22 protein-coding genes and 1 pseudogene are annotated in these 23956 nt (G+C 71.8%); 11 read left to right on the plus strand and 12 right to left on the minus strand.

Annotated features, from left to right (window positions below):
- Positions 1–121 precede the first annotated feature (121 nt).
- The 5 genes from Aph01nite_RS24710 (at position 122) to Aph01nite_RS24730 (ending at position 7918) form a co-directional block, all read left to right on the plus strand.
- Entirely contained in the window at positions 122–2362 is a 2241-nt protein-coding gene (locus tag Aph01nite_RS24710; RefSeq protein ID WP_204043362.1) for a HelD family protein, read from the plus strand.
- 580 nt (positions 2363–2942) lie between these two features.
- Entirely contained in the window at positions 2943–4553 is a 1611-nt protein-coding gene (lnt, locus tag Aph01nite_RS24715) for an apolipoprotein N-acyltransferase (protein WP_239161938.1), read from the plus strand.
- 80 nt (positions 4554–4633) lie between these two features.
- Positions 4634–5377: a polyprenol monophosphomannose synthase gene (locus Aph01nite_RS24720; protein WP_204043363.1), complete on the plus strand. Its 744-nt coding sequence runs from the start codon at positions 4634–4636 to the stop codon at positions 5375–5377.
- A 69-nt stretch (positions 5378–5446) separates the two neighbouring features.
- A complete protein-coding gene (locus tag Aph01nite_RS24725) occupies positions 5447–5956 on the plus strand; it encodes an FxsA family protein (protein ID WP_239161939.1) in 510 nt (169 codons plus the stop codon).
- Between the two features lie 81 nt (positions 5957–6037).
- Positions 6038–7918 (plus strand): glycoside hydrolase family 15 protein, encoded by a 1881-nt coding sequence (locus tag Aph01nite_RS24730; protein WP_204043364.1) that lies wholly within the window; start codon positions 6038–6040, stop codon positions 7916–7918.
- Between the two features lie 108 nt (positions 7919–8026).
- Here Aph01nite_RS24730 and Aph01nite_RS24735 read toward each other — a convergent pair whose 3' ends face one another.
- The 3 genes from Aph01nite_RS24735 to Aph01nite_RS24745 all read right to left on the minus strand — a co-directional run bounded on the left by Aph01nite_RS24735 (position 8027) and on the right by Aph01nite_RS24745 (position 10694).
- Complete coding sequence (locus tag Aph01nite_RS24735) at positions 8027–8371, minus strand: RNA polymerase-binding protein RbpA (protein WP_155336694.1); 345 nt, start codon at positions 8369–8371, stop codon at positions 8027–8029.
- A 135-nt stretch (positions 8372–8506) separates the two neighbouring features.
- Complete coding sequence (locus Aph01nite_RS24740) at positions 8507–9874, minus strand: MFS transporter (RefSeq protein WP_204043365.1); 1368 nt, start codon at positions 9872–9874, stop codon at positions 8507–8509.
- Positions 9875–9893: 19 nt separating this feature from the next.
- Positions 9894–10694, minus strand: a complete 801-nt coding sequence (locus tag Aph01nite_RS24745; protein ID WP_204043366.1) for a glycerophosphodiester phosphodiesterase family protein — start codon at positions 10692–10694, stop codon at positions 9894–9896.
- Positions 10695–10858: 164 nt separating this feature from the next.
- On the opposite strand from Aph01nite_RS24745, the gene Aph01nite_RS24750 reads away from it, so the two are divergent.
- Positions 10859–11344: a cupin domain-containing protein gene (locus Aph01nite_RS24750; protein WP_204043367.1), complete on the plus strand. Its 486-nt coding sequence runs from the start codon at positions 10859–10861 to the stop codon at positions 11342–11344.
- Positions 11345–11352: 8 nt separating this feature from the next.
- On the opposite strand, the gene Aph01nite_RS24755 is transcribed toward Aph01nite_RS24750, so the two are convergent.
- The 8 genes from Aph01nite_RS24755 to Aph01nite_RS24790 all read right to left on the minus strand — a co-directional run bounded on the left by Aph01nite_RS24755 (position 11353) and on the right by Aph01nite_RS24790 (position 19146).
- Positions 11353–12330: a TolB family protein gene (locus tag Aph01nite_RS24755; protein ID WP_204043368.1), complete on the minus strand. Its 978-nt coding sequence runs from the start codon at positions 12328–12330 to the stop codon at positions 11353–11355.
- On the minus strand, positions 12327–13544 hold the full coding sequence (locus Aph01nite_RS24760; RefSeq protein ID WP_204043369.1) for an MFS transporter: 1218 nt from the start codon (positions 13542–13544) through the stop codon (positions 12327–12329). The genes Aph01nite_RS24755 and Aph01nite_RS24760 overlap by 4 nt, the downstream gene beginning before the upstream one ends.
- A gap of 2 nt (positions 13545–13546) precedes the next feature.
- Positions 13547–14953, minus strand: coding sequence for a CBM96 family carbohydrate-binding protein (locus Aph01nite_RS24765; RefSeq protein ID WP_204043370.1), 1407 nt, complete (start codon positions 14951–14953; stop codon positions 13547–13549).
- 100 nt (positions 14954–15053) lie between these two features.
- Complete coding sequence (locus Aph01nite_RS24770) at positions 15054–15608, minus strand: TrmH family RNA methyltransferase (protein ID WP_204043371.1); 555 nt, start codon at positions 15606–15608, stop codon at positions 15054–15056.
- Positions 15605–16210, minus strand: coding sequence for a class I SAM-dependent methyltransferase (locus Aph01nite_RS24775; protein ID WP_204043372.1), 606 nt, complete (start codon positions 16208–16210; stop codon positions 15605–15607). The genes Aph01nite_RS24770 and Aph01nite_RS24775 overlap by 4 nt, the downstream gene beginning before the upstream one ends.
- Before the next feature lie 40 nt (positions 16211–16250).
- Positions 16251–17198 carry a VWA domain-containing protein gene (locus Aph01nite_RS24780; RefSeq protein WP_204043373.1) on the minus strand — a complete coding sequence of 316 codons (948 nt, stop codon included), beginning with the start codon at positions 17196–17198 and terminating at the stop codon, positions 16251–16253.
- Positions 17195–18103, minus strand: a complete 909-nt coding sequence (locus Aph01nite_RS24785; RefSeq protein ID WP_204043374.1) for a DUF58 domain-containing protein — start codon at positions 18101–18103, stop codon at positions 17195–17197. The genes Aph01nite_RS24780 and Aph01nite_RS24785 overlap by 4 nt, the downstream gene beginning before the upstream one ends.
- Complete coding sequence (locus Aph01nite_RS24790) at positions 18100–19146, minus strand: AAA family ATPase (RefSeq protein WP_204043375.1); 1047 nt, start codon at positions 19144–19146, stop codon at positions 18100–18102. Before Aph01nite_RS24790 ends, Aph01nite_RS24785 begins: the two co-directional genes overlap by 4 nt.
- A 95-nt stretch (positions 19147–19241) precedes the next feature.
- On the opposite strand from Aph01nite_RS24790, the gene Aph01nite_RS24795 reads away from it, so the two are divergent.
- The 3 genes from Aph01nite_RS24795 to Aph01nite_RS24805 all read left to right on the plus strand — a co-directional run bounded on the left by Aph01nite_RS24795 (position 19242) and on the right by Aph01nite_RS24805 (position 21740).
- The gene (locus Aph01nite_RS24795) at positions 19242–19988 is read left to right on the plus strand and encodes a hypothetical protein (RefSeq protein WP_239161940.1); all 747 of its coding nucleotides are present in this window, start codon (positions 19242–19244) and stop codon (positions 19986–19988) included.
- Between the two features lie 43 nt (positions 19989–20031).
- Positions 20032–20907: a DUF2268 domain-containing putative Zn-dependent protease gene (locus Aph01nite_RS24800; RefSeq protein WP_204043377.1), complete on the plus strand. Its 876-nt coding sequence runs from the start codon at positions 20032–20034 to the stop codon at positions 20905–20907.
- Between the two features lie 68 nt (positions 20908–20975).
- Positions 20976–21740 carry a sulfite exporter TauE/SafE family protein gene (locus Aph01nite_RS24805; RefSeq protein WP_204043378.1) on the plus strand — a complete coding sequence of 255 codons (765 nt, stop codon included), beginning with the start codon at positions 20976–20978 and terminating at the stop codon, positions 21738–21740.
- Between the two features lie 3 nt (positions 21741–21743).
- Here Aph01nite_RS24805 and Aph01nite_RS24810 read toward each other — a convergent pair whose 3' ends face one another.
- Complete coding sequence (locus Aph01nite_RS24810) at positions 21744–22667, minus strand: hypothetical protein (protein ID WP_204043379.1); 924 nt, start codon at positions 22665–22667, stop codon at positions 21744–21746.
- Between the two features lie 121 nt (positions 22668–22788).
- Here Aph01nite_RS24810 and Aph01nite_RS42255 point away from each other — a divergent pair.
- Positions 22789–22920: pseudogene (locus tag Aph01nite_RS42255) on the plus strand (IS701 family transposase); the annotation flags it as partial.
- Positions 22921–23029: 109 nt separating this feature from the next.
- Positions 23030–23929 carry a hypothetical protein gene (locus Aph01nite_RS24815; protein ID WP_204043380.1) on the plus strand — a complete coding sequence of 300 codons (900 nt, stop codon included), beginning with the start codon at positions 23030–23032 and terminating at the stop codon, positions 23927–23929.
- Positions 23930–23956 lie beyond the last annotated feature (27 nt).

Raw genomic sequence — 23956 nt, forward strand, 5'->3', positions numbered from 1 at the left:
CGGTGCCCACCGGCTACACCTGCACCTCCCCGTGACGACCGGAAAGCGCTGAACCGACGTAGCCGATCGCGGGCTCGCCCGTCGTGAGAGACAGGACCACCCAGGTAGAATCTGGCGGCCTATGTCTCATTCAACGGCGGGCGAGCTTGCCCGCGAGCAGCAGTACGTCGCCAAGCTCTACGAGCGTCTCGACGTCCTGCGGGTGCGGACCCGCGGGCAGCTGGACGGCGTCCTGGCCCAGGGCGCCGCGGGCGGAACCCACCAGAACCGCTCGGAGCGCGACTCCTTCGCGGACATGTACGCCACCCGCCTGGCCCGGCTGTGGGCGGTCGAGAACGGCCTCTGCTTCGGCCGCCTCGACCTGGCGGAGGGCGCCGCGGAACCGGATGAGACCCGGCTCTACATCGGCAGGCTGGGCCTGTCCGACGACGACCAGCACCGGCTGCTGATCGACTGGCGGGCGCCCGTCGCGCAGCCGTTCTACCGCGCCACCCCCGCCGCGCCGATGGGCGTCACCCGCCGCCGCCACCTGCACACCAAGGGCAGGACCGTGCGGACCATCGACGACGACCTGCTCGACCTGGACGGCCTCTCCGACGCCGACCGGGCCACCCTGAACGGGGAGGCCGCCCTGCTGGCCGCGCTCGGCGAGACCCGTACGGGCAGGATGCGCGACATCGTCGCCACCATCCAGGGCGAGCAAGACAAGATCATCCGAAGTGACCTGAACGGCGTGCTCGTCGTCCAGGGCGGGCCGGGCACCGGCAAGACCGTGGTGGCCCTGCACCGGGCCGCCTACCTGCTCTACACCTACCGGGACCGGCTGGAACGCCGGGGCGTGCTCATCCTCGGGCCCAACCCGACCTTCCTGCGCTACATCGAGCAGGTGCTGCCGTCGCTGGGCGAGACCGACGTGCTGCTGTCCACGGTGGCCGAGCTGTACCCGGGGGTGACCGCGCGCCGGCCCGAGCGGCCGGAGGCCGCGGCGTTCAAGGGGGCGGCGCGGATGGCGGAGGTGGTGGCGCGGGCCGTACAGGACCGGCAGCGCATGCCGCGGCAGACGGTGGAGATCAAACTCGACAAGTTCACCCTCAGGCTGGACCGGCAGGCCTGCGACGTGGCCCGCTCCCGCGCGGTCAAGTCCCGCCGCCCGCACAACGCCGCCCGGGGCGTGTTCGTACGGCAGCTGCTCAACGCCCTCACCAAGCAGGCCGCCCGCCACCTCGGCCGCGGCATGCTGAACGACGAGGACTTCGCCGACCTGCGCGAGGACCTGCGCACCGAGGAACCGGTACGGGCCGCGCTGAACCGCCTGTGGCCCTACCTGACCCCGCAGCAGCTGCTGATCGGGCTGTTCACCTCGCCCGAGCGGCTCGCCTACGCCGGGCTGACCCCGGCCGAGGCCGCGCTGCTGCTGCGCGAGCCGCCCAGGGCGGGGGAGAGCTGGTGGAGCGAGGCCGACGTGCCGCTGCTCGACGAGGCGGCCGAACTCCTCGGCGACATCGACGAGAACGTGCTGCGGGCGGCCCGGCGGGCCGAGGAGGAGCGCGAGCAGCAGCTCGCCTACGCCCGCGAGGTGCTGGAGCTCACCGGCATGGCCGACATCATGGACGCCGAGCGGTTCGCCGCCCGGCAGCAGGCCGAGGAGACCTACCTCACCACCGCCGAACGCGCCGCCAAGGACAGGACCTGGGCGTTCGGGCACGTCATCGTGGACGAGGCGCAGGAGCTGTCGGCGATGGCCTGGCGCACGGTGATGCGCCGCTGCCCCACCCGCTCGATGACCGTGGTCGGCGACATCGCCCAGACCGGTTCCACGGCGGGCGCGCTCAGCTGGGCGAACGTGCTCGACCCGCACGCCGCCGGACGGTGGCGGGAGGCCAGGCTGACGGTCAACTACCGCACCCCGGTGGAGCTGATGAGCGTCGCCGCCGACGTCCTCACCCTGGTCGACCCGGCCCTCAAGGCCCCCGAGTCGGTCCGGGAGAGCGGCGAGCCCCCGTGGGCGCGCCGCCTGGCCGGCCTGAGCGAGCTCGAAGAGGTCGTGGCCGAGAGCCAGGTGCCCGGCGGCAAGCTCGCCGTGCTGGTCCCCGAAGGATTGACGGTGGACCTGCCGGGAGCGGCCGTCGGAGCCGGCCTGGCCGCGCTGGAGGCGCCCGTTTCGGTGCTCACCGTGGCCGAGGCCAAGGGCCTGGAGTTCGACGCGGTGGTCATCGTCGAGCCGGGCCGCATCCTAGAGGAGTCCCCGCGCGGCCCCAGCGACCTTTACGTCGCGCTGACCCGGGCCACGCGACGACTTGGCGTGGTGCACACCGCCGGCCTGCCGTCTGTTTTGACGGGCCTTGATCAGCGCACCAGGTAGTGCGGCAATAGCGGGATGTGGGCGACATCACTGGTGCGCCTGCGTACGCGGTTGCTCACCCCGGCCTGTCCTAGCTGCGAAAACTTGGTATTCCCGCTGTTCGGGACACGGTTGACATCTGCGCTGAGGTCGGTAGTTTGCTGCGCAGTCCAGCACGGGACTGACCGGTTGGCCGTCTTCAGACATCGTCGGATTCTGCGTCCGTGACGGTGCGTGACCACCAGGTCCCGTCCGTTAGCTCAGCCAGGCGCAGCGCCGACGTTCCGTCGAGGCGGGGCACCCCAACCGGGTGGGGGGTTGGACCCGGGAAGGATCCGGACACCCAGTAGACAACGGAGCTCCGCGCCCGCCGCCGACGGGACGGAACCGGTCCGAAGGGTCGTCGGGGTCCTGTTCCGTCTCGTGCGGGGGACTGCGAACGACGAAGGGCACGAAGGCACCCGTGCCCCGAGCGAAACGCCGGGATGGGCCTTGAGTTCTCCTGTGGCCACAGGAGAACTCAAGGCCCATTGATCCGGAACAGGCCCATAACGCCCCCGGTGGTTTGGGGTCCGCAGTTCATCGCGGGTACGGTCCTATCGTGCTGAGTGACGCGACTGTTCCCGACGTCGGCGACCCGGCCGGCAGTGCCGAGACGCCAGAGACGCCGGGTCCCGGTCGCGACGCCGGTCCGCCCGCCTGGGCGCGCGCGCTCACCGCCGTCGCCGGCGGCCTCCTCGCCTTTCTCGCCTTCCCGCCGATCGGCTGGTGGTTCACCGCCCCGCTCGGCGTCGCCCTCCTCTTCGCCGCCCTGCACGGCGCGCGTCCGCGCCGCGCGGCCTGGATCGGCTATCTGGGCGGCGCGGCCTTCCTGTTCCCCGCCCTCGCCTGGGTGCGCCCCATCGGGGATGACGCGTGGCTGGCCCTGGTCGGCGTTGAGAGCGCTTTCTGGGCGGCCATGGCGGTCCCGGCCGCCCTCGTCATGCGGCTGCGCCTGTGGCCGCTCTGGGTGGCCTGCCTGTGGGTCGCCCAGGAGTGGGCCCGCGGCCTGTTCCCGGTCGGCGGGTTCCCGTGGGCGCGGATCGCGTTCAGCCAGGGCGACTCGCCGTACACGGGGCACGCCGCGCTGGGCGGGGCCCCGCTTGTAACTTTCACGGTCGTGCTGACCGGGGCGCTCATCGCCCACGTGCTCGTGCGGGGGGTCTCCCGCCCGGTCTGGGACCGCCGGGTCGCCGCGGTGCTCGCCGGAGCGGTGGCGCTGCCCGTGCTGGGCCTGCTGGTGCCCCGGCCGGGCGACGAGGGCCGGTCCATCCGGGTCGGCGTGGTCCAGGGCAACGTGCCCGGCCGCGGCCTCGGCTGGGCCGGCGACGAGCCCGCCGTCGTGCTCAGGAACCACGCCGACGAGACGCACCGGCTGGCCGCCGACATCCGGGCCGGAAAGCAGCCCAGACCCGACATCGTGGTGTGGCCGGAGAACTCCACCGACATCGACCCGTACCGGGACCGGGCCGCCTACCAGACGATCGACGCGGCCGTGAAGGACATCGGGGTGCCGGTGCTGGTCGGGGCCGTGGTCTCGGTCAGCCCCGAGACCCGGGCCACCCGCAGCATCGTGTGGGATCCGGTGACCGGGCCGGGGGACTATTACGACAAGCAGAAGCTGGTGCCGTTCGGGGAGTTCACGCCGTACAAGGAGGTCGTGCTGGCGCTGTTCGAGCGGGCCAACCTGGTCGGCCGGCAGTCGGTGCCCGGCTCCGGGGACGGCGACCTGAAGGTCGGTCCCGTCACCGTCGGCGCGGTCAGCTGCTACGAGGTGGCCTTCGACGGGATCGTGCGCGGCACCGTGCGGGCCGGGGGGTCGCCGCTGGTCGTGCAGACCAACAACGCCACCTACGAGCTGACCAACCTGCCGCCGCAGCAGCTGGCCATGTCCCAGCTGCGCGCCGTCGAGCACAACCGGTCCGTGATCGCGGTGGCCACCACCGGCATCTCCGCGTACGTCTCGCCCGCCGGGAAGGTGGAATGGCGGACCGCGGAGCTGGTGCCCGCCCGGACCGTGGTGAACGTGCCGGTGCGCACCGGAAACACCCTGGCCACCAGGGTCGGCGCGGGGCCGGAGCTGGTGTTGATATTGATGGGGGCGGCGGCGACCATTGTGGCGGCGGGTGCGGCGCGGGCCGTACGGGCATCACGGACAGGACGGGTGCGATGACAACGGCGGGTAAGGCGCGCCGGGCGGGCAAGGCCGGGCCACGGCGCCGGGCACGCAGACGGACTGGACAAGGGAGTCGAATGGAACGCATGCCGGGACGCGTGCTCGTCATCGTCCCCACCTACAACGAGCGTGAGAACCTCCCGCTGATCGTGAACCGGGTCCGTGCCGCGCTGCCCGACGTGGACGTGCTCGTCGCCGACGACAACAGCCCCGACGGCACCGGCAAGATCGCCGACGAGCTGGCCGGCGAGGACGGGCACGTGCGCGTCCTGCACCGGCCCGGCAAGCAGGGCCTGGGCACCGCCTACATCGCCGGCTTCCAGTGGGGCCTGGACGAGGGCTACGACGTGCTCGTGGAGATGGACGCCGACGGCTCGCACCAGCCCGAGGAGCTGGTCAAGCTGCTCGACGCGGTGGCCGCGGGGGCGGATCTGGCGATCGGATCCCGCTGGGTGCCCGGCGGCAAGGTCGTCAACTGGCCGTCCTCCCGCGAGTTCCTGTCCCGCGGCGCCAACACCTACACGCGCCTCATGCTGGGCCTGCCGGTCCGCGACGCCACCGCGGGCTTCCGCGCCTACCGCGCCAGCACCCTCCGCAAGATCGGCCTTGAGGGCGTGCAGTCGCAGGGCTACTGCTTCCAGGTCGACCTGACCCTCCGTACCGTCCGGCACGGCCTGCGCGTCACCGAGGTCCCGATCACCTTCGTGGACCGCACGATCGGCGCCAGCAAGATGAGCCGGAGCGTGGTCACCGAGGCGCTGTGGCGGGTCTCGGTGTGGGGCGTGACCGGCCTGCCGGCGCGGCTGCGGCGCAAACGCTGACCCACGCGCCGGGACGCTGGAACGCATAGGGTTCCCCCGACGTTGCTTAGGTATGAGTGAGGTCGTGTGATGCTGCGAATCGGACTGTTCCTGGCGTTTCTCGTCGTGCCCGTGCTGGAGATCTGGGTGCTGATCCAGATCGGGCAGGTGATCGGCGGCTGGCAGACGGTGGGGCTGCTCATCGCGGACAGCCTGCTGGGCGCCTGGCTGGTGCGCCGGGAGGGGCGCAGAGCCTGGGCGGCGCTGCAGAGCGCGCTCCAGTCGGGGCGCATGCCGGAACGGGAGCTGGCCGACGGCGGCATGATCGTCGCCGGTGGCGCGCTGCTGCTGACCCCCGGCTTCATCACCGACATCGCCGGATTCTTCCTGATCCTTCCGTTCACCCGGCCGCTGGCCCGGCGCGGCCTGCGCTGGTTCCTCGGCCGGCGGGTCCAGGCCATGTCGGCTCGCTCGCCGTACGGGCCGCTGCTGAACAATCCCCTCCGTCCCCAGGACTTCCAGGAGTCCCAGGATCACCGTCGCCCGGGGAACGTGGTCCCCGGGAAGATCGTCGATGACGACGATTTTGCCGAACGGTGATCATCGCGAAAACCTGACCGCCTGCCCCGGCTACCTCCCCCGCGTATCGTTTGGGGGATGTACAAGGGGATAGGACGGTAGATGGACACGCTTCATGGATCTTCGCCCTTTCCGCCGATAGCCGACTACGGATTCCTGTCCGACTGCGAGGTAACCGCGCTGGTCGCCAGCAGCGGGAACATCGAGTGGCTGTGTCTGCCCCGGCTGGATTCGCCGAGCGTGTTCGGCGCCATCCTGGACCGCAGCGCCGGACGGTTCCGGCTCGGCCCGGCCGACACCATGGTGCCGGCCGCACGGCGTTATCTCCCCGGCACCATGGTGCTGGAGACCAGCTGGGGGACGCCCACCGGCTGGATCATCGTCAGGGACCTTTTACTGATCGGCCCCTGGCACCACGAGCGTGAGCTCTCGCACACGCATCGGCGGGCGCCCACCGACTACGACGCCGACCACGTGCTGCTGCGCACGGTCCGGTGCGTGAGCGGCGAGGTCCAGGTCACCCTGGACTGCGAGCCCGTGCTCGACTACGGGCGCAGCCCGGTCCGCTGGGACTACACCGACCGCGGCTACCACCAGGGCCTGGCCACGGCCGACGACGCGGACATCCGGCTGCGGCTCACCACCGACATGCGGCTGGGCTTCGAGGGCGGCAGGGCGATGGCCCGTACGCTGCTCAAGGAGGGCGACACCCGGTTCTGCGCGCTCAGCTGGACCGAGCACGAGCCGCCGTACACGTTCGCGGAGGCGTACCAGCGGCTGGTGTGGACCGCGCACCACTGGCAGCACTGGCTGGCCCGGGGCGACATCCCCGACCACCCGTGGCGTCGTTACCTGGAGCGCAGCGCGCTCACCCTGAAGGGGCTCACCTTCGCCCCGACCGGCGCGCTCGTCGCGGCCGCCACCACCTCGCTGCCGGAGACCCCGGGCGGCGAGCGCAACTGGGACTACCGCTACACCTGGATAAGGGACTCCACGTTCGCCCTGTGGGGCCTCTACACGCTCGGCTTCGACTGGGAGGCCGACGACTTCTTCTGGTTCATCGCCGACATGGCGGAACGCGACGAAGAACTCCAGATCATGTACGGCGTGGACGGCGAGCGCGACCTGACCGAGCGCACGCTGGACCACCTGCACGGCTACGAGGGAGCCCGCCCGGTCCGGGTCGGCAACGGCGCCTTCAACCACCGCCAGAACGACGTGTGGGGCGCGGTCCTGGACTCCTTCTACATCCACATCAAGTCCAGGGACCGGCTCGACGAGCGCGTCTGGCCGATCCTGAAACGGCAGGTGGAGACCGCCATCGTGCACTGGCGGGAGCCGGACCGCGGCATCTGGGAGGTGCGCGGCGAACCCAAGCACTTCACCTCGTCCAAGGTCATGTGCTGGGTCGCCCTGGACCGGGGCGCCAAGCTGGCCCGGCTGCGGCAGGAGCCGGAGCTGGCGCAGCGCTGGCAGGAGATCGCCGACGAGATCCACGCGGACGTGTGCGAGAACGGGGTCGGCGAGAACGGCGTCTTCACGCAGCACTACACCACCACCGCGCTGGACGCCTCGCTGCTGCTCATCCCGCTGGTCCGGTTCCTGCCGCCGGACGACCCGCGGGTACGGGCCACCGTGATGGCCATCGCCGACGACCTGACCGTCGAGGACCTGGTGCTGCGCTACCGCACCAAGGAGACCGACGACGGCCTGGCCGGCGAGGAGGGCACGTTCACGATCTGCTCGTTCTGGCTGGTCTCCGCGCTGGCCGAGATCGGCGAGCTGGGCCGGGCCCGGCGGCTGTGCGAGAAGCTGCTCTCCTTCGCCAGCGCGCTCGGCCTGTACGCCGAGGAGATCGACCCGGTCAACGGCCGCCAGCTGGGCAACTTCCCGCAGGCGTTCACCCACCTGGCGCTGATCAACGCGGTGATCCACATCATCCGCGCCGAGTCGCACGCGCCGGTCCCGCACCACACGACGTAACTTCGGGCCCGGTCATGCGGAAGCCCCCGGGACGATCTCCCGGGGGCTTCCCTTCTCCCTCTGCCTTGTCGAGGGTCGGCCTGAGGTCTCCTAGGGTCCCTGCTCTGCCTACGCGCTCTTGCGCCGCTGCGCCCGGAGAATCGCCAGCCGCTCGTTCAGCACCTCTTCGAGGTCCTCGATCGAGCGCCGCTCCAGCAGCATGTCCCAGTGCGTTCTCGGCGGCTTGGCCTTCTTCTGCTGGGGCTGCTCCGCGTCCACCCGGAGGGCCGGAGAGCCGCAGCTGCGGCACTCCCAGCTCGCCGGAATCTCGGCTTCGGCGGCAAGCGGCACGGTGGTGTGATGGCCCTTCGGGCAGGTGTAGGACACCTCCTGGCGCGGAGCCAGGTCGGTGTTGCGGTCGTTCTCGTAGCTGGTCGCCCCGAGCCGGGTACCGCGAAGTGCACGCTCGCCCATGTTCTAAGCCTCCTGAGGTCCCCCTAGCGATACAGCCTTAGAGGGGTTGGTCTCCACCGCGTACAACGCTTGATACCGTGTGTGGATTCCCACCCAAGAGGTGATCCAATCGCGCTTTTTGGCGCGGGCTCGGCACTAAATCCGCTCGGGCACCTCGTTGCCGGCGGCCCGGATGGCCTTGGGCAGGTTGATGAAGGCCAGCAGCACGCCGCCCAGCACGAAGAACACGATCAGGGACAGGATCCCGAAGCGGTAGCTGTCGGTCAGCTGGAGCGCCATCCCGAGGCTGAAGGAGCCGATCAGGGTGGCGCCCTTGTCGCTGATCTCGTACAGGCTGTAGTACTCGGCCTCGCGGCCCTTGGGGATCACGTGCGAGAACAGGGAGCGGGACAGGGCCTGGGTGCCGCCCATGACGATGGCGATCGCGAAGCCGAGGGCGAAGAACGGCAGCGCGGAGCCCTTGGGCAGGAAATAGGCCACGGCGACGACGACGGTCCAGCCGACCAGGGCGTACAGGACGACGCGCTTGGTGCCGTGGCGGGTGGCCAGCCGGCCGAGCAGGAGCGCGCCGAAGAAGGCCACGAACTGGACCATCAGGATGGCGCCGATCCGGACCGTGTCGTCCAGGCCGAGCTCCTTGTCGGCGTACGTGGCGGAGAAGGCGATCACGGTCTGCACGCCGTCGTTGTAGGCCAGGTAGGCCAGCAGGAACAGCAGCGTCTGCGGGTAGCGCCGGAACAGGTCGGCCACGGTGCGGCCGAGCTGGGAGAGGCTGCGGCCGACCGCCTGGGAGGCGCTCTCCGTGCCGGGGGCCAGCGCGCGCCGGTTGCGCAGCCGCAGCAGCGGGATGATCGTGAAACCGCCCCACCAGAGCCCGGCCGAGGCCAGCGCCAGCCGGGCCGCCGTCCCGCCGTCCAGGCCGAGCGCCTCGGCGTTCAGGAACAGGCCCAGGTTGATCGCCAGCAGCAGGCCGCCGCCCAGGTAGCCGAAGCCCCAGCCGCGCGCCGAGACCGTGTCCCGCTCGGCCGGCTCGGAGATCTCCGGCAGGAACGAGTTGTAGACCACGAACGCGGAGGCGAAGCTGACGGTCGCGATGATGAACAGCACCCCGCCGAGCAGGTACGCGCCGCCGCTCACGAACCACATCAACAGCGTGGCCAGCGACCCCAGGTAGGCGAAGAAGGCCATGATGCCCTTCTTGCGCCCGGTGTGGTCGGCCAGCGCGCCCGCGACCAGCATGACCACGACCTGGAAGATCGCCGCCACACCCACCACGAACGAGTAGTACGCGCTCGGCCGCACGTCGAACCCGATCACGTCGATGTACGGCGCGCCGGCCGCCGCCGTCTCGGCCACGTCCGTCAGGTACGGCCCCAGGAACACGGTCAGCACGGTCGTCGGGAAGGCGGAGTTCGCCCAGTCGTACCAGTACCAGCCGCGCTGTTCCCGCTTGCGGGCTTCCGGGCTCTCGTCGATGACCTGGGGGGCCTGGGGGGCAGTCATGTTCTCCTACTTAAGGTGCTCAGGGTTGCCGGGTTTCCCGCGGATGCCACTGGCCGCGCGCGTCCAGCACGCCGCGCAGGCCGGAGATGTTGTCGGTCATGATCCCGTCCACGCCCAGGTCGAGCAGGCGCTCCATGACGGCGGGCGCGTCGACGGTCCACACGTGCACCTGCATGCCGATGGCGTGCGCGGTGCGGATGAACGCCGGGGTGACGATGCGCAGCCCGCGTACCCCGATGGGCACCTGGGCGCAGGGCACGCCGGTCCTGGCCAGGCCGGCCAGGAGCCTGCCGTACCCGGAGCCGATGGCGGCGGTCCGCAGGGCCGCGACGCCGCGCGGGCCGAGCGCGGAGCACACGCGCGCGCCGACCGCCCGCCGGGCCCGCGCCAGCCGCTGGTCGGAGAAGGAGGTCAGGCAGACCCGGTCGTGCGCGCCGAGCCGGTCCAGCGCCGCGGCCAGGGGCTCGATCGCGGGAGCCTCCTTGACGTCGATGTTGACCCGCACGTCCGGCCAGGTCCCGAGCAGGTCCTCCAGCAGCGGGATCTCGTCCACGCCGCCGATCCTGGCCTTGGCCACCTCCCGGTAGGGCAGCTCGGAGATCCGGCCGGTCCGGTCGGTCACCCGGTCGAGGGTGTGGTCGTGGAAGGCCAGCAGCACGCCGTCGGCCGTCGCGTGCGCGTCGGTCTCCAGATAGGAGTAGCCCAGGTCGACGGCCCGCTCGAACGCGGCCATGGTGTTCTCGCGGCCCTCGGCCGCCCCGCCCCGATGGGCGAACGCCAATGGCCCGGGATGCTCCAGAAACGGGAAACGCCGCCGCACGAGTGGAGTATGCCGTTTGTCAGGGCTCGCCGTCAGCGCGCGGAGGTGAACGTTTGGGTCACGTCTGGACCAATGACCACTCAGGACTCGGCAGAGCACCGGGGCACGGCCGGTAACGTCGGGAATATCGCTGAAATGTCACTGTAAGCGGAGGTGAGGCGACGATGAGTCACCCCTACATTCGGCGAGCGGGCGAGGGGGACACGATCTGGTTCATCGGCAACCTCGTCACGGTCAAGACGACCGGCGCCCGGACGCAGGGGCACGCCACGGTGGTCGAGTTCGTGCACGCCCCCGGGTTCGCGCCGCCGCTGCACGTGCACAGCGTCGAGGACGAACTGTTCTACCTGGTCTCGGGGACCGCCAGGTTCCAGTGCGGCGGCGAGCGGTTCGAGGCCGGGCGCGGCGACTTCGTCCTGCTGCCCGTCGGCCTGCCGCACACGTTCCTGGTCGGCCCCGGCGAGCCGCTGCACGCGCTGCTGATCGCCACGCCGTCGGGGTTCGAGCGCTTCATCGCCGAAGCCGGGCGGCCGGCGCGGGCGCGCAGCCTGCCGGATCCCGAGCCCGAGGACCCGGCGGACATCGTGGCCATCGCGGCCCGGCACGGCATCGAGATCCTGGGCCCGCCGCCCGCCGAGATCCCGCTCTGACCCGAGGGTCATGCCAGGACGGCGGGGGAGTTCGCCCCCGGCACCAGCAGGACGGGCGTGCCGCTCCCGTCGGCGGGGACCGACCAGGTGTTGTTGGTGCCGTCCCCGGTCTGCAGCGCGTACGCGACGGTCCGGTCGTCCAGCCAGGCGGGCTGGTCGTCGACGCTGCGGGTCTCGGCCAGCGGCGTGATCCGCCCGCCGGCGACCTCCAGCACCGACAGCCGCCAGCCCTGGGCCGGGTCGGCCCCGATGGCCGCCTTGAAGGCGATCCTGGAGCCGTCGGGGGACAGCGACGGGCACTCCACGTTGTCGCGCAGCGTGCGTACGGTTCCGGCCGCGAAGTCGCCTTCGACCAGGTAGCGGCGCCCGCCGGTGGACAGCGTCGCGTAGAACCGGTTGTCGTCCGCGGTGAAGGTCACCCCCCAGAAGTTCACGTCCGCGTTCCGGTACGGCCTGCCGTCCAGCGTGACCGCGAACTCCTCCAGGGACTTCACGGTCCTGCCGGTCCGGGTGTCGAGCACGCCGGTCTGGGTGGAGAAGCCGGTGGTGGCGTAGGAGTGGCCGTCGATGAAGAGGGTCCAGGCGACCATGCGGCCGCTGGCCGACACCCGCAGCCGGTTGGGGAACCCGGTGAGCGGGATCGTGGTGCGCGGCCTGAGCGCGGAGTCCATGACCACCAGGCTGGTCGCGGTGAGCGCCTGGGCCGGGGTGAGGCAGGCGACGGTCCCGGCGGCGGCGTGGGCGCGGTCGCAGCGCACGGCCGTGACCTCGCGCGGCCCGCCCGGGTCGGCGCGCGTCACGGTGGAGAGCAGGCCGTTGGTGAGCACCTGGAGGCGCGGCCCCGAGCCGAGCGGGGAGCCGGCCGCCACGCCGGACGGGGCGGGGGCGGCGGCGCTGGGGGCCAGCGCGGCGTAGCCGAGGGCGATCCCGGCCAGGACCACGGTCGCCAGCACGGTGACGATGAGACGTCTGCGGAGCGAGGTCACGGCTTCCTCCTGAGCAGCAGCACGGCGACGGGGAGCACGACGGCGGCGGCCGCCGCGGCGGCCAGGCAGGCCGGGCCGGGACCCCACGCCTGCCAGGCCAGGCCGAACAGGACCGACGAGACGAGGTAGGACAGGGCCTGGCCGCTCTGGATCAGCGCCAGCCCGGTGGCGCGCAGCTCCGGCGGCAGGACCGCGCCGGCCATGGCCATCAGGATCCCGTCCGTGGCCGCGTAGAACGTCCCGTACAGGAGGGGGATGAGGACCAGCAGGGGCCAGCCGCCGAGCGGGCCGTCCAGCAGGAGGTAGACGGCGACGAGGCAGGCGTGGCCGGAGATCATCACGCGGAGGCGGCCGAACCGGTCGGCCAGGCGGCCGAGGGGCGCGGCCAGCAGCAGGTAGGCCAGGCTGGTGCCGACCGCGAGCAGCGGGAACCAGCCGAGGCCCAGGTCGGTACGGCGCTGCAGGAGCAGGAAGACGAAGCCGTCGCCGACGGTGGCCAGGCCGAGCAGGCACGCGGCCGGCAGCAGCCGCGACCTGGCCGGGGCGAGGGCCTCCCGCCACTGGGACAGGGCGGGCTTGCGCTCGCGGGGCGCGGGCAGGCGCACGTCCTGGACGAACAGGGCCAGGATGAGCACGCCGAGCAGCGCGACGCAGAAGCTGGCCAGGAAGACGGGACCGAACGCGCCGCCCGCCAGGGCGAGCACGCCGACGGCCGCCAGCGGCCCCAGGAACGCGCCGGTGGCGTCCATGGTCCGGTGCACGCCGAAGGCGGTGCCCAGGCGTTCCGGCGGCTCCGTGAGCGTGATCAGGGCGTCCCTGGGCGCGGTGCGCAGGCCCTTCCCGGCCCGGTCCGCGGTGATGGCCAGGCCGATCAGGGGGGCGGACGTGCCGGCCGCGAGCAGCCCGAGCTTGGCCAGCGCCGACAGGAGGTAGCCGGCGCCGGCGACCGCCTTGTGGCGGCTGATCCGGTCGGCCAGGTGGCCGCCCGCCAGCCGCAGCAGCACGGTCGCGCCGGTGTAGAGGCCGTCGATCAGGCCGTACGCGGCGGGGCTGAACTGGAGGCCGATCACGAGGTACAGGGGCAGGACGGCCGTGATCATCTCGGCGGAGACGTCGGTGACCAGGCTGACCGCGCCGAGGGCGAGGACGGTCCCGCCGACGGCTCCGCGTGAGCCGTCGGCGGAACGCGTCCGGCCGAGTGTGGACAGGTACACCGTCAGTGGCAGTTCGTGGTGCCGCTGTCGCTGTACGTGCGCCCGGCCTGCGGGACGAACTGCCAGGTGTAGGAGTTGCTGCGCAGGGTCAGCTTGAGCACGCCGTAGGTGTCGCTGTTGCGCGCCTCGCTGTTGGCCAGGATCGTGCCGAAGCCGTAGTGGCTGGCGCCGCCGGAGCCGACCACGAAGTGGCGGATGCCGCGGGAGTTGTCGAGCTGGTTCGACGGGTTGATCGGGGCGAACCGCTCGTACTGGTGGTTGTGGCCGGTCAGGATGAGGTCGGCGTTGGCGTCGTACAGGGCCTGGACGAACGGCGCGACCGAGCTGTTGGGGGCGTGGTTGGAGCCGGAGGTGTAGCGCGGGTGGTGCCACATGGCCACCGTGCACGGGCGGGTGTTGGCGGCCAGGTCGGCGCGGAGCCAGGTCACCTGGGCGGAGCTCGTCCCGCACGGGACCGCGGAGCAGTTGGAGTTGAGCACGATCACGTGCCAGTTCGAGCCCAGGTTGTAGGAGTAGTACCCCTTGGCCGGGTCACCGGCCGACGACCCGAAGTACGCGTAGTATCCGGTCGCGCCGGAGGTGTTGTAGTCGTGGTTGCCGGGCACCGGGCGGGTCCGCGCCTTGTGCCGTCCCCACGTCGGGTCGTAGTGGGTGTTGAACTCGGAGAGCGTGCCGTTGTCGTACACGTTGTCGCCGAGGGTGAAGACCGTGCCGGGGATGGAGTCCAGCAGGGCGGCCGTGGTGCTGTCGCCGGAGCCGGAGTTGGCGATGTCGCCCGCGCCCACCAGCACCGGGTCGCCGCCCGGCGATGGGCTCGGGGAGGGGCTGGGGGACGGGCTCGTGCCGGTGGTGACCACCAGCTGCGGGGCCGTGCCCGAGCCGCTCTCGCGGGAGTCGTAGTCGGCGCCGTTGCTGCTCGGCGAGGTCACGCCGATGCTGTAGGTCCCGTTCCCGGTCACGTACGAGGTGACGTCCACCTCGTACCACCCGTTCCTGGCGACCGAGCCGAGCGTGCCGAGGGTGGCGCCGTCGATGGACGGCTGGTTGTTCCACGTGGTGGCCGTCTCCGACCAGGTGGTGCTGCTCATCCGGCGGAACACGCCGCCGCTGTCGCTCTCCGAGCCGCTCACGTCGTCGGTGTGCACCCGCAGCTTGACCGAGCTGATCGGGCCGCTCACCCCGGACACGGTGAACCGCAGGAACATGCGCTTCACCGGCGAGTTGTCCACGCCGAGCTGGCCGGACGTGCCGTAGTTGGTGCCCGTGGCGCTGTTGTCCACGTACGTGTCCGCGACCGGCGCGAACGTGGTGGTGGCCGCGCCGGCCACTCCGGTGGAAAGACTGATGGTGACAAGTACGGCGGCCACACCGGCGGCGACCGCCGTGAAGCTTGTACGCCGGAAGAACATGCGACGCTCCTCGTGCTCCTGGCTTGGGGCACCCCGGAGATTAGATCGCCGATCGCGCGATCAGGTGATCGCCAGGAGTCCGGCGGGTGAAGGGCGGGCTTCAGCCGGGCGCGCGGGAGGTCCACTCCTGGCGGCGGGCCTCCGCCACGGCGATGGCGGCGGCGATGGAGACGTTGAAGGAGCCGACCCTGCCGACCTGGGGGATGTAGGCGACGCCGTCGCAGGCTTCCAGCAGCGCGGGGGAGCAGCCGTGGTCCTCGCTGCCGACGACCAGGCAGACGTCGCCGGTGAGGTCGGTCTCGTGCAGCGGCTTGGCGTCGCCGGTGAGCTCCACGGCGACGACGCGGTAGCCGTCCTCCTTGGCCAGCTTGACGGCTTCGGCGGCGGGCACGGCCTCGTGCCAGGCCACCAGGCGGTCGGTGCCGAGGGCGGTCTTCTGGGCCTTCGGGTTGGTGGGCGGGGTGGCGTTGCCGGCCAGCCAGACCGTGTCCACGCCGAAGGCGGCGGCCGTACGGAAGATGGAGCCGATGTTGAAGGGGCCGGTGACCGACTCCAGGATGAGCGCCAGGCGGGCCTCGGTGCCGCGGCGCCAGGTGCGGTTGAGCCGCTTCACGTCGGTCGGCCGGAGCTGGCGGCGCGGGTTGGGCGTGCTCATCGCGGGGTCACCTTCAGGATTCGGTAGGCGGCTCGGGAGGTGTGGCGGCCGGCGTGCCAGCCCTGCTCGGTCAGCCAGCGCTGGAGCGAGTCGGAGCCGAGGTGTTTCTGCACGACCAGGTAGGCGACCCCGTCGGGGGTGAGGCGGTCGAGCCAGCGGGTCAGCATCTCGTGCAGGGCGGCCTTGCCGATCCGGATGGCCGGGTTGGACCAGATGGCGCGGAACCGGACGTCCGGCGGCACCTCGTCCACGTGCACTGACCTTACTTTGTCAAGGGCGGCGCTCGCGGCGTTGCGGGCGGTCAGTTCGACCGAGCGGCGGTTGACGTCGACGGCCCAGACGGTCGCCCCGGGCGCGCGGGAGGCCATGGTCAGCGCGATCGGCCCGTAGCCGCAGCCCAGGTCCAGCAGGTCGCCCTCGGCGGGCGGCGCGGGCACCGACTCCAGCAGGATGCGGGTCCCCAGGTCCACCTTGTCGGGGGAGAACACGCCGCGGTCGGTCTCCAGGCGCAGGTGCAGGTCGGGCAGGATCAGGCTGACCGTCCCCGGCCGGGACGCGGCCCGCGGACGCTCCTCGAAGTAGTGCGCGCCGGTGTTGCTCACACGCAGCAACCTTACCAATCCCGTGGTGCCCGCCGGTCCGTCAGGGGATGCGGGTGCCCAGGATGAGGGCCGAGCCCGCGACCAGCAGGCCCACCAGGATGGCGCCGATGATGAAGCGCTGGGTGATCTCCTCGTGGACGATCTTGTAGCCGAGCGAGGTGCCGATCTGCTCGTACACGTCGCGCAGCTCGCTGCCCGACTCGGCCGTGTACGCGCGCCCGCTGGTGCCGTCGGCCAGCGACTGGAGGGTCTGCTTGTTGACGGGCACCTGGACGTCCCTGCCGTCGATGGCCACGGTTCCCTCGGGCGTGCCGTACGCGATGGTGGAGACCGGGACCTTGCCGGCGAGGGCGGCCTCGATGGCCTCGTTGACCGAGCGGCCGGAGGTGTTGTCGCCGTCGGAGAGCAGCACGATCGCGGCCGGCGGCGGGTCGGTGACGGCCTGCTGGTCGAAGGAGCGGATCGCGTCCAGGGAGTTGAAGACGGCCTCGCCGATGGCGGTGCCGGGGCGGGTGCTCAGGTTCCTGATGGTGTTGACGACGGCGGCGTGGTCGGTGGTGGGCGGGATGGCGACGGCGGCCGAGCGGGCGAAGGAGACCACGCCCACGTTGAAGCGCTCCGGCAGTTCCTGGACGAACGTCTCGGCGGCCTGCCGGGCGGCGATCATCCGGGTCGGCGGCACGTCGGCGGCCTCCATGGACAGCGAGATGTCGATCGCGATCATGATGGTGGCCCGGTCCCTGGGCACCCGGACCGCGTCGGCCGGGCGGGCCGCGCCGAGCACCAGCAGGCTCATCATGACGAAGAACAGCGCGGCGGCCACGTGCCGCCGCCAGCCGGGCTTCTCCGGCGCGACCAGGGCCAGCAGGGCCAGGTTGGTGAAGCGCACCGCGTACTTGCGGCGGGTGAGCTGGATCACCACGTAGAGCGCGACCAGGCCGGCGAGGGCGGCGAACAGCCAGAGCCAGGCGGGGGACAGGAAGATCATACGCGTGCCCTCCGGGCCATCAGGTGCGCGGTCCGCCGCTGGCGCAGGACGAACTGGGCGATGTCGAAGACCCAGTCCCGGTCGGTGCGGAGCACCAGGTGGGCGACGCCGCTGCGGCGCAGCGCCACCCGGTTGGCCTCCCGCTGGGCGGCGGCGGCCTCGGCGTAGCGCTCGCGCAGCCGCCGGGACAGGTGGATGTCGCGGGAGTGGCCGGTCTCCGGGTCCACCAGGGTGATCTGGCCGACGTCGGGGAGGGTCAGCTCGCGCGGGTCGATGATCTCGACGGCGAGCACCTGCTGGCGGGCGGCCATCCGCCGGATCGGCCGTTCCCAGGTGTCGGGGGCGTCCAGGAAGTCGGAGATCACGACCCGCATGCCGCGCCTGCGGTGCGCGGCGGCCATCAGCTCGATCGCGCCGCCCAGATCGGTGGAGCCGGCGTCGTGGGGGGCCTCGGTGAGCGACTTGAGCAGGCCGAACAGGGCGGGCCTGCCGGGCCTGGCCGGGTAGCGGTGGACCTCCTCGCCGTGCATCACGTACGCGCCGAAGCGGTCGCCGACACGGCTGGCCAGGAAGCCGATGGCGCCGACGGCGGCCACCACTAGGGAACGTTTGTCGGTGCCGGCGGTGCCGAAGTCCATGCTGGCCGACAGGTCGGCCAGCGCCCACGTCTCCAGCTCGCGGTCGGCGATCAGGTCGCGGACGTGCGGGACGGTGGTGCGGGCGGTGACCGCCCAGTCCATGCGCCGCACGTCGTCCTCGCCGGGCACGTAGACGCGGGTGTCGCCGATCTCGCTGCCGGGGCCGGGCAGCAGGCCCTGGTGGCCGCCCTGGAGCAGCCCGTCCAGGCGGCGCACCACGGTCAGCTCCAGGCGCCGGAGCGCGGCGTCCGGTGAGCGGGAGGTCACCGCTGGCCCTGGTTCCAGACGACCAGCGGCGGCGGCACCGACAGCAGGATCTGGCGGACCACGTCCTCGGGTTCGATGCCGTCGGCGAGGGCGTCGAAGGTGAGCATGAGCCGGTGCGACATGACGTCCACCGCCACGTCCCGCACGTCGTCGGGGAGCAGGTAGTCGCGGCCGCGCAGCAGGGCCAGGGCGCGCCCGGCGGCGACCAGGCCGAGGGTGGCGCGCGGGCTGACCCCGATCTCGATGGTCTCCTCCAGCTCGCGCAGCCCGTACTCGGCCGGGTTGCGGGTGGACATGACCAGGCGGACCACGTAGTCGGCGACCAGCTGGTGGACCGACACCTCCTCGGCGGCGTGCTGCAGGGCCAGCAGCCGGGCCGGGTCGAGCACCTTCTCCGCCACCGGCGGGGTGACGCTCATCCGGTGCAGGATCTCCAGCTCCTCGTGCGCGCTGGGGTGGGCGACCCGGACCTTGAACAGGAAGCGGTCGCGCTGCACCTCCGGCAGCGGGTAGACGCCCTCCGACTCGATCGGGTTCTGGGTGGCCAGCACCACGAAGGGCCGGGGCAGCTGGTGGGTGACGCCGGCGAGGGTGACCTGCCGTTCGGCCATCACCTCCAGCAGCGCCGACTGCACCTTGGCCGGCGCCCGGTTGATCTCGTCGGCCAGCAGGAAGTTGACGAACACCGGGCCGAGCTCGATGTCGAAACGTTCAGTGCTCGGATGGTAGACGCGGGTGCCGACGATGTCGCTGGGAACCAGGTCGGGGGTGAACTGGATGCGGGCGAACGTGCCGCCGACCACATTGGCGAGGGTGGCGGCGGCCAGCGTCTTGGCCACACCCGGCACCCCTTCGAGCAGGCAGTGCCCGCGGGCCAGCAGCGCCACCAGCAGGCGCTCGACCATGTGGTCCTGGCCGACGATCACCCGCCGCACCTCGTTCAGCGCGTCCTGGAGCGCGCCGAGGTCGGCCGTGGCGCCGATGTCGTCGTCCTGCTCCACCCGGGCCACCGTGGTTCCCGGCTCTCCTTCAGCAACCGTCATGGGTGTTATTCAATCGTGACTCCCCGGCAGAATCCATGCTTTGATCACTGCCCGTTGCGGTGGGCGAAAACACCCCATGTGTTTTCATGAAGGAGATGGCCACACCACTGCAGTACGGCGACCCGCCCCGGCTGGGGCCCTTCGTGCTCCAGGCACGCCTGCAGGCGGCTCCGGCGGGCCTGGTCTACCTCGGGCAGGCGGCGGACGGGCGGGCGGTCTCGGTGGCCGTGCTGACCCGGGGCGCGGCCCTGGACCCGGCCGCCAGGAACCGGTTCGTGACCGGGATCAAGGACGGGGAGGCGGCCAGGTCGGGCGTGCGCGGCCTGTTCACCCGGGTGTCGCGGCGGCGGAGCGTGAGCACGCCGCCGGTGGTGGCCTGGGACGGGGGAGAGGCGCCCTGGGTGGCGGTGCCGTACGCGCCGGGCGGGGTGGGGGCGGAGCGGTTCCTGGAACCGGTCATGGTGTCGGGCATGCTGATCGGGGACCGGCACGGTCCGGACTTCGTGCCGTACTGGCTGGGGGACCGGAATCCGGCGCTGCCGGCGCCGCCGCCGCCCGCGCCGCCGCGGACCGAGACGGTGCGCTCGGTGGCGCTGGCCTCGGCGCTGCTGGCGACGCTGGTCCTGTTCATCGGGGCCATCCTGTGGCTGATGCTGATGCGGTCCGACGACGATCCGATGCCGGCCAGGCCGCTGCCGCCGACCGTGTTCGTGCCGACGCCGCCGCCGGTGCCGAGCTCGCCCGAGCCGATGCAGCCCTCGCCGACGCCGGGGGAGACCGAGCAGGGGGAGAGCCCGTCGCCGATGCCGGGGGACAACGACGATCCCGGGGACGACATTTAATGGGCTTGAGCCTCACGTAACGTGAGTTCTTAGCGTCGTGCGCATGAAACTTCACGTGCACGACACCGCCGACGTCATCGGCGGCATCCTGGCCCTGCCGCTGGACCGGCGGGCCGAAGGACTCTCCGCGCTCATCGGCCCCATGGCGGCCGGCCTGCCCTTCCCCGTCGGCGACCTCGCCGCCTTCCACCACCGGGGGAGCGGCTTCCGGGTGGACCGCGACGACGACCGCTACCCGGCCGCGCTGGACCGCCTGCGGGCGGCCGGGACGTGGCGGCGGGTCGAGGACGAGCTGACCCGCGCCTGGGACCACCAGCGGGCCGCCGTCCCCGGCATCGCGACCGCCGACGAGATCCACGTCATCCTCGTCCTCGGCGACCCCGACGACGAGTGGCTGACCCGCCACAACCAGGGCCTGTTCGGCATGGGCGGCATCCCCGGCTGGATCCACCTGACCGTCTGGCCCACCGACGCCAACCTCGACCTGATCCCGCACTGCGCGGTCCACGAGTTCCACCACAACGTGCGCTACGCCAACGTGGCCTGGAACCCGGCCAAGGTGGAGCTGGGCGAGCAGATCGTGTCCGAGGGACTGGCCGACGCCTTCGTGCGCGAGCTGTCCGGCGAGGCCGCGTTCGGGCCGTGGGCGACGGCGCTGCGCCCGGAGGACTTCCCGGCCGCCTACGACAAGATCACCGGTGCGCTGGGCCTGACCGGGATGGGCAACTTCTCCGCGTACGTACACGGGGACACCGCCGCCCGGCGGATGGGCGCGGACCCGGTCGGCCTGCCCGACATGGCCGGTTACCCGGTGGGGCTGGCGATCGTGGACGCGCACCTGGCGGCCACCGGGCTGACCGCGGCCGCCAGCACCGCCCTGCCGAGCAAGGAGATCATCGCCAACGCGGGCCTCAGCTGAATGTCCTGATATGGGGTTTTGCTACTGTCCTGGGGGTCTTACTACACAACACTGCGGGGTCGGCGGGGATGCGGGCGGAACAGATCGTGTTGCTGCTCGCGGCGGCGCTGGCGGCCGGGTGGGTGGACGCGGTGGTCGGCGGCGGCGGGCTGCTCCAGCTGCCCGCCCTGCTGCTGGCCGGGCTCTCCCCCGTGCAGGCCCTGGCCACCAACAAGACGGCCTCCATCTTCGGTACGGCCTCCGCCGCCGTCACCTACGCCCGCAAGACCAAGCTCGACCGGGCGGTCGCCGTACCGGCGGGGGCGCTGGCCGTGTGCGCGGCCGGGGCGGGGGCGCTGTCGGCGGCCCTGCTCTCGGCGGACGTGCTGAAACCCCTGGTCATGGTGGTGCTGCTGGCCGTGGCCGCGTTCGTGACGTTACGTCCCGCGTTCGGGGTCGTGCCGCACCCGCAGCTGCGGATCCGGGCGCGGGTGGCGGCGGCCATCGTGGCGAGCGGCGTCTTCATCGCCTTCTACGACGGCATCCTCGGGCCCGGCACCGGCACCTTCCTGCTGATCGCCTTCACCTCGATCCTGGGCATGGACTTCGTGCACGCCTCCGCCACCGCGAAGATCATCAACACGGGCACGAACCTGGGCGCGCTGCTGGTGTTCGGCGCGCAGGGGCACGTGGTGTGGGCGCTCGGCCTCGGCATGGCCGCCTGCAACGTCGCGGGCGCGCAGATCGGGGCCCGGATGGCGCTGCGCCGGGGAGCCGGGTTCGTCCGGATCGTCCTGCTGTGCGTGGTGACCGCGCTGGTGCTGCGCCTCGGCTACGACCAGTTCGCCGGCTGAGCCTCACCACTCGTCGAGGAAGCTCAGGAACCGGCACCACAGGCTGTGGTCCTCCCGGCGGGCCGCCCACCGGCCGCAGTCCGGGCACTGCTGAGAGCGGACGGGGGGCGCGAACGTGCGCCCGGCGACCGACATGACGGCCGTCGCCGTCAGCGGGCGGGCCAGGCCGCCGATCGCCGGCCGGTTCGGGCATTCGTCCATCGCCTGGAACGCCGATCCGGTCACCGTCTGCCCGCACCACGGGCACCGCACCGCCGGCAGCGCGCTCAACCGCCGCGTCGGGTACGGCGTCCGCCCCACCAGCGGCAGATTCACCTGCCGCGCCCCCGGAACCCAGAAGCCCCCCGGCGTCCGCTGCAACTCCCCGAACCTCGGCCCGCCCGCCGCCACCACACCCGTCCCGGTGCCGGTCACCGGGTCCTTCGTGCCGAACAGCGCGTGCGCGCTCGTGCCCAGGGCGGCCACCGCGTAGTCGTCGCCCGGCACGGTGATCCGCGTCGTGGTCCCGATCCGCGCCGGCACGATCAGCCCACTCCTGGTCGAACTCACCGTACGGCTCGACAGCGCCAGCGACACCGGGTCGCCGTCGCGCAGGCCCATCGCCCGGGTGGACGACGTCAGGCTCGGCGTGACCGACAGCACCTGCGTGCCCCGGCCCCGGTCGCCCAGCAGCGGCACCGCGTTCACACTCGGATACCCGTCGCGTACGGCGACCGCCTCGCCCTCCGGGTTCATCGCCTGGAACGGCGCGCCCCCAGCGTCGAACAGCAGGTGCCGGCGGTCGTAGAGGTATTCCCCGGCCAGGTACAGGATGAAGCCCCCGGGGCCCGCCAGCAGGCCGGCCGCGGCCCGGAAGGCGTCCCGGGTCCACGTGCTGCGCTCCATGGCGGTCGGCCGCCACGACTGCGGTCGATTGTCCTGAGTCATCACGCTCTCCCGGCTGCTCCAGGGCCCCGCTCCCGAGACCACCGCAACCGTAGGCACCCCCGACCCCCCGCCCCCAGGGTGCTGCCCCTGCACTCCCCTCCCGGAAAACCCGGGCCATCCGGTGCTGCAGGCGATGATCGAACGCGCGATCACCGCGAAGGTCCCTTTCAGCTGGGTCACCGCCGACGAAGCCTACGGCGACAACGGGCCGCTCCGCCGTTTCCTGGAGATCGCCCAGGCCGGCTACGTTCTGGGCGGTCTCGCGTGACCACCAGATCTGCTAGCGGCCACCCGCCCGTACGGCGATGCAAATGTGATGCGACTTCGATGCGGCGGCCCCCGACGCTACCGATATGCCAACCTTGACGCAACGAATCGGAGCGGCGGCCGGGGCCGTCGCGCTGGTCACGGCCGCGCTGGTCGTGCCCGCATCCCCGGCGTTCGCCGCGCTGCCGGGCCTCCAGCGCGTACCCGGAGCCAGCATTACGTTCCAATCGGAGGACAGCAAGAACGTGCTGGTCCAGTGCCCGTCCGGCAAGCAGGCCGTCGGCGGCGCGTACTGGATCACCACCAGCGCCGCGGCATCGGTGGCCGTCATCTCCGTCATCCCCACCGGCAACCCGCCCACCGGGATGTCGGCCACCGCCGTCGAGACGGACTCGACCAGCGGGAACTGGCAGCTCGCCCTTCAGGTCTTCTGCGTGAACCCGCTCCCGGGCATGGAACTCGTGTCAGGTCCGGGATCCGCGTCGAACAGTGCCGCCACCCGCCACGCGGAGGCGGAGTGTGACGACGGCAAGGTGATGACCGGCAGCGGCTTCTCCGTCGCGAACGGAGCGGGCCAGGTCGTCGTCACCAGCTGGCAGCCACGAGGCGTCGCCACTTCGACGCCCACCTCCGTGGGGGTGCAAGCTGATGAGGAGGATTCCTACTCGGGGACCTGGAGCCTGCGGGCCTGGGCGATCTGTGCCAACCCGATCAGCGGCTTGACCGTCACGAGTGTCAGCCACGCGTCCCAGGACGTCGACAGCCAGCAAATCACCCGGACCTGCGCCAGTGGCAAGCGACTGCTCAGTGCCGGGTTCCACGTGAGCCTGACCGACCCGGACGCGCCCGCCGGGCAGATCGGGATCCACAACCTCGACGTCGACATGAACCCGGTCGGCAACCAGGCGACCGAGGTCGAGGCCAACGGCACAAGGTTCGACTCGAATGACGAGGACTGGTCCCTGACCGCCTACGCGATCTGTGCCACCGCTTAATACTCTTAGCAGGGCGGCCGCAGATTG

Origin of the sequence: Acrocarpospora phusangensis, assembly GCF_016862995.1 — a bacterium.
Lineage (GTDB): Bacteria > Actinomycetota > Actinomycetes > Streptosporangiales > Streptosporangiaceae > Acrocarpospora > Acrocarpospora phusangensis.

What these genes read in the sequence shown, in the direction of transcription:
- Aph01nite_RS24750 (WP_204043367.1), top strand. Translation starts at nt 10,859, where the DNA reads ATGAGTCACCCCTACATTCGGCGAGCGGGCGAGGGGGACACGATCTGG.
- Aph01nite_RS24710 (WP_204043362.1), top strand. Translation starts at nt 122, where the DNA reads ATGTCTCATTCAACGGCGGGCGAGCTTGCCCGCGAGCAGCAGTACGTC.
- Aph01nite_RS24810 (WP_204043379.1), bottom strand. Translation starts at nt 22,667, where the DNA reads ATGACTCAGGACAATCGACCGCAGTCGTGGCGGCCGACCGCCATGGAG.
- Aph01nite_RS24740 (WP_204043365.1), bottom strand. Translation starts at nt 9,874, where the DNA reads ATGACTGCCCCCCAGGCCCCCCAGGTCATCGACGAGAGCCCGGAAGCC.
- Aph01nite_RS24800 (WP_204043377.1), top strand. Translation starts at nt 20,032, where the DNA reads ATGAAACTTCACGTGCACGACACCGCCGACGTCATCGGCGGCATCCTG.
- Aph01nite_RS24765 (WP_204043370.1), bottom strand. Translation starts at nt 14,953, where the DNA reads ATGTTCTTCCGGCGTACAAGCTTCACGGCGGTCGCCGCCGGTGTGGCC.
- Aph01nite_RS24725 (WP_239161939.1), top strand. Translation starts at nt 5,447, where the DNA reads ATGCTGCGAATCGGACTGTTCCTGGCGTTTCTCGTCGTGCCCGTGCTG.
- Aph01nite_RS24730 (WP_204043364.1), top strand. Translation starts at nt 6,038, where the DNA reads ATGGACACGCTTCATGGATCTTCGCCCTTTCCGCCGATAGCCGACTAC.
- Aph01nite_RS24790 (WP_204043375.1), bottom strand. Translation starts at nt 19,146, where the DNA reads ATGACGGTTGCTGAAGGAGAGCCGGGAACCACGGTGGCCCGGGTGGAG.
- Aph01nite_RS24805 (WP_204043378.1), top strand. Translation starts at nt 20,976, where the DNA reads ATGCGGGCGGAACAGATCGTGTTGCTGCTCGCGGCGGCGCTGGCGGCC.
- Aph01nite_RS24720 (WP_204043363.1), top strand. Translation starts at nt 4,634, where the DNA reads ATGGAACGCATGCCGGGACGCGTGCTCGTCATCGTCCCCACCTACAAC.
- Aph01nite_RS24780 (WP_204043373.1), bottom strand. Translation starts at nt 17,198, where the DNA reads ATGATCTTCCTGTCCCCCGCCTGGCTCTGGCTGTTCGCCGCCCTCGCC.
- Aph01nite_RS24770 (WP_204043371.1), bottom strand. Translation starts at nt 15,608, where the DNA reads ATGAGCACGCCCAACCCGCGCCGCCAGCTCCGGCCGACCGACGTGAAG.
- Aph01nite_RS24795 (WP_239161940.1), top strand. Translation starts at nt 19,242, where the DNA reads ATGGCCACACCACTGCAGTACGGCGACCCGCCCCGGCTGGGGCCCTTC.
- Aph01nite_RS24735 (WP_155336694.1), bottom strand. Translation starts at nt 8,371, where the DNA reads ATGGGCGAGCGTGCACTTCGCGGTACCCGGCTCGGGGCGACCAGCTAC.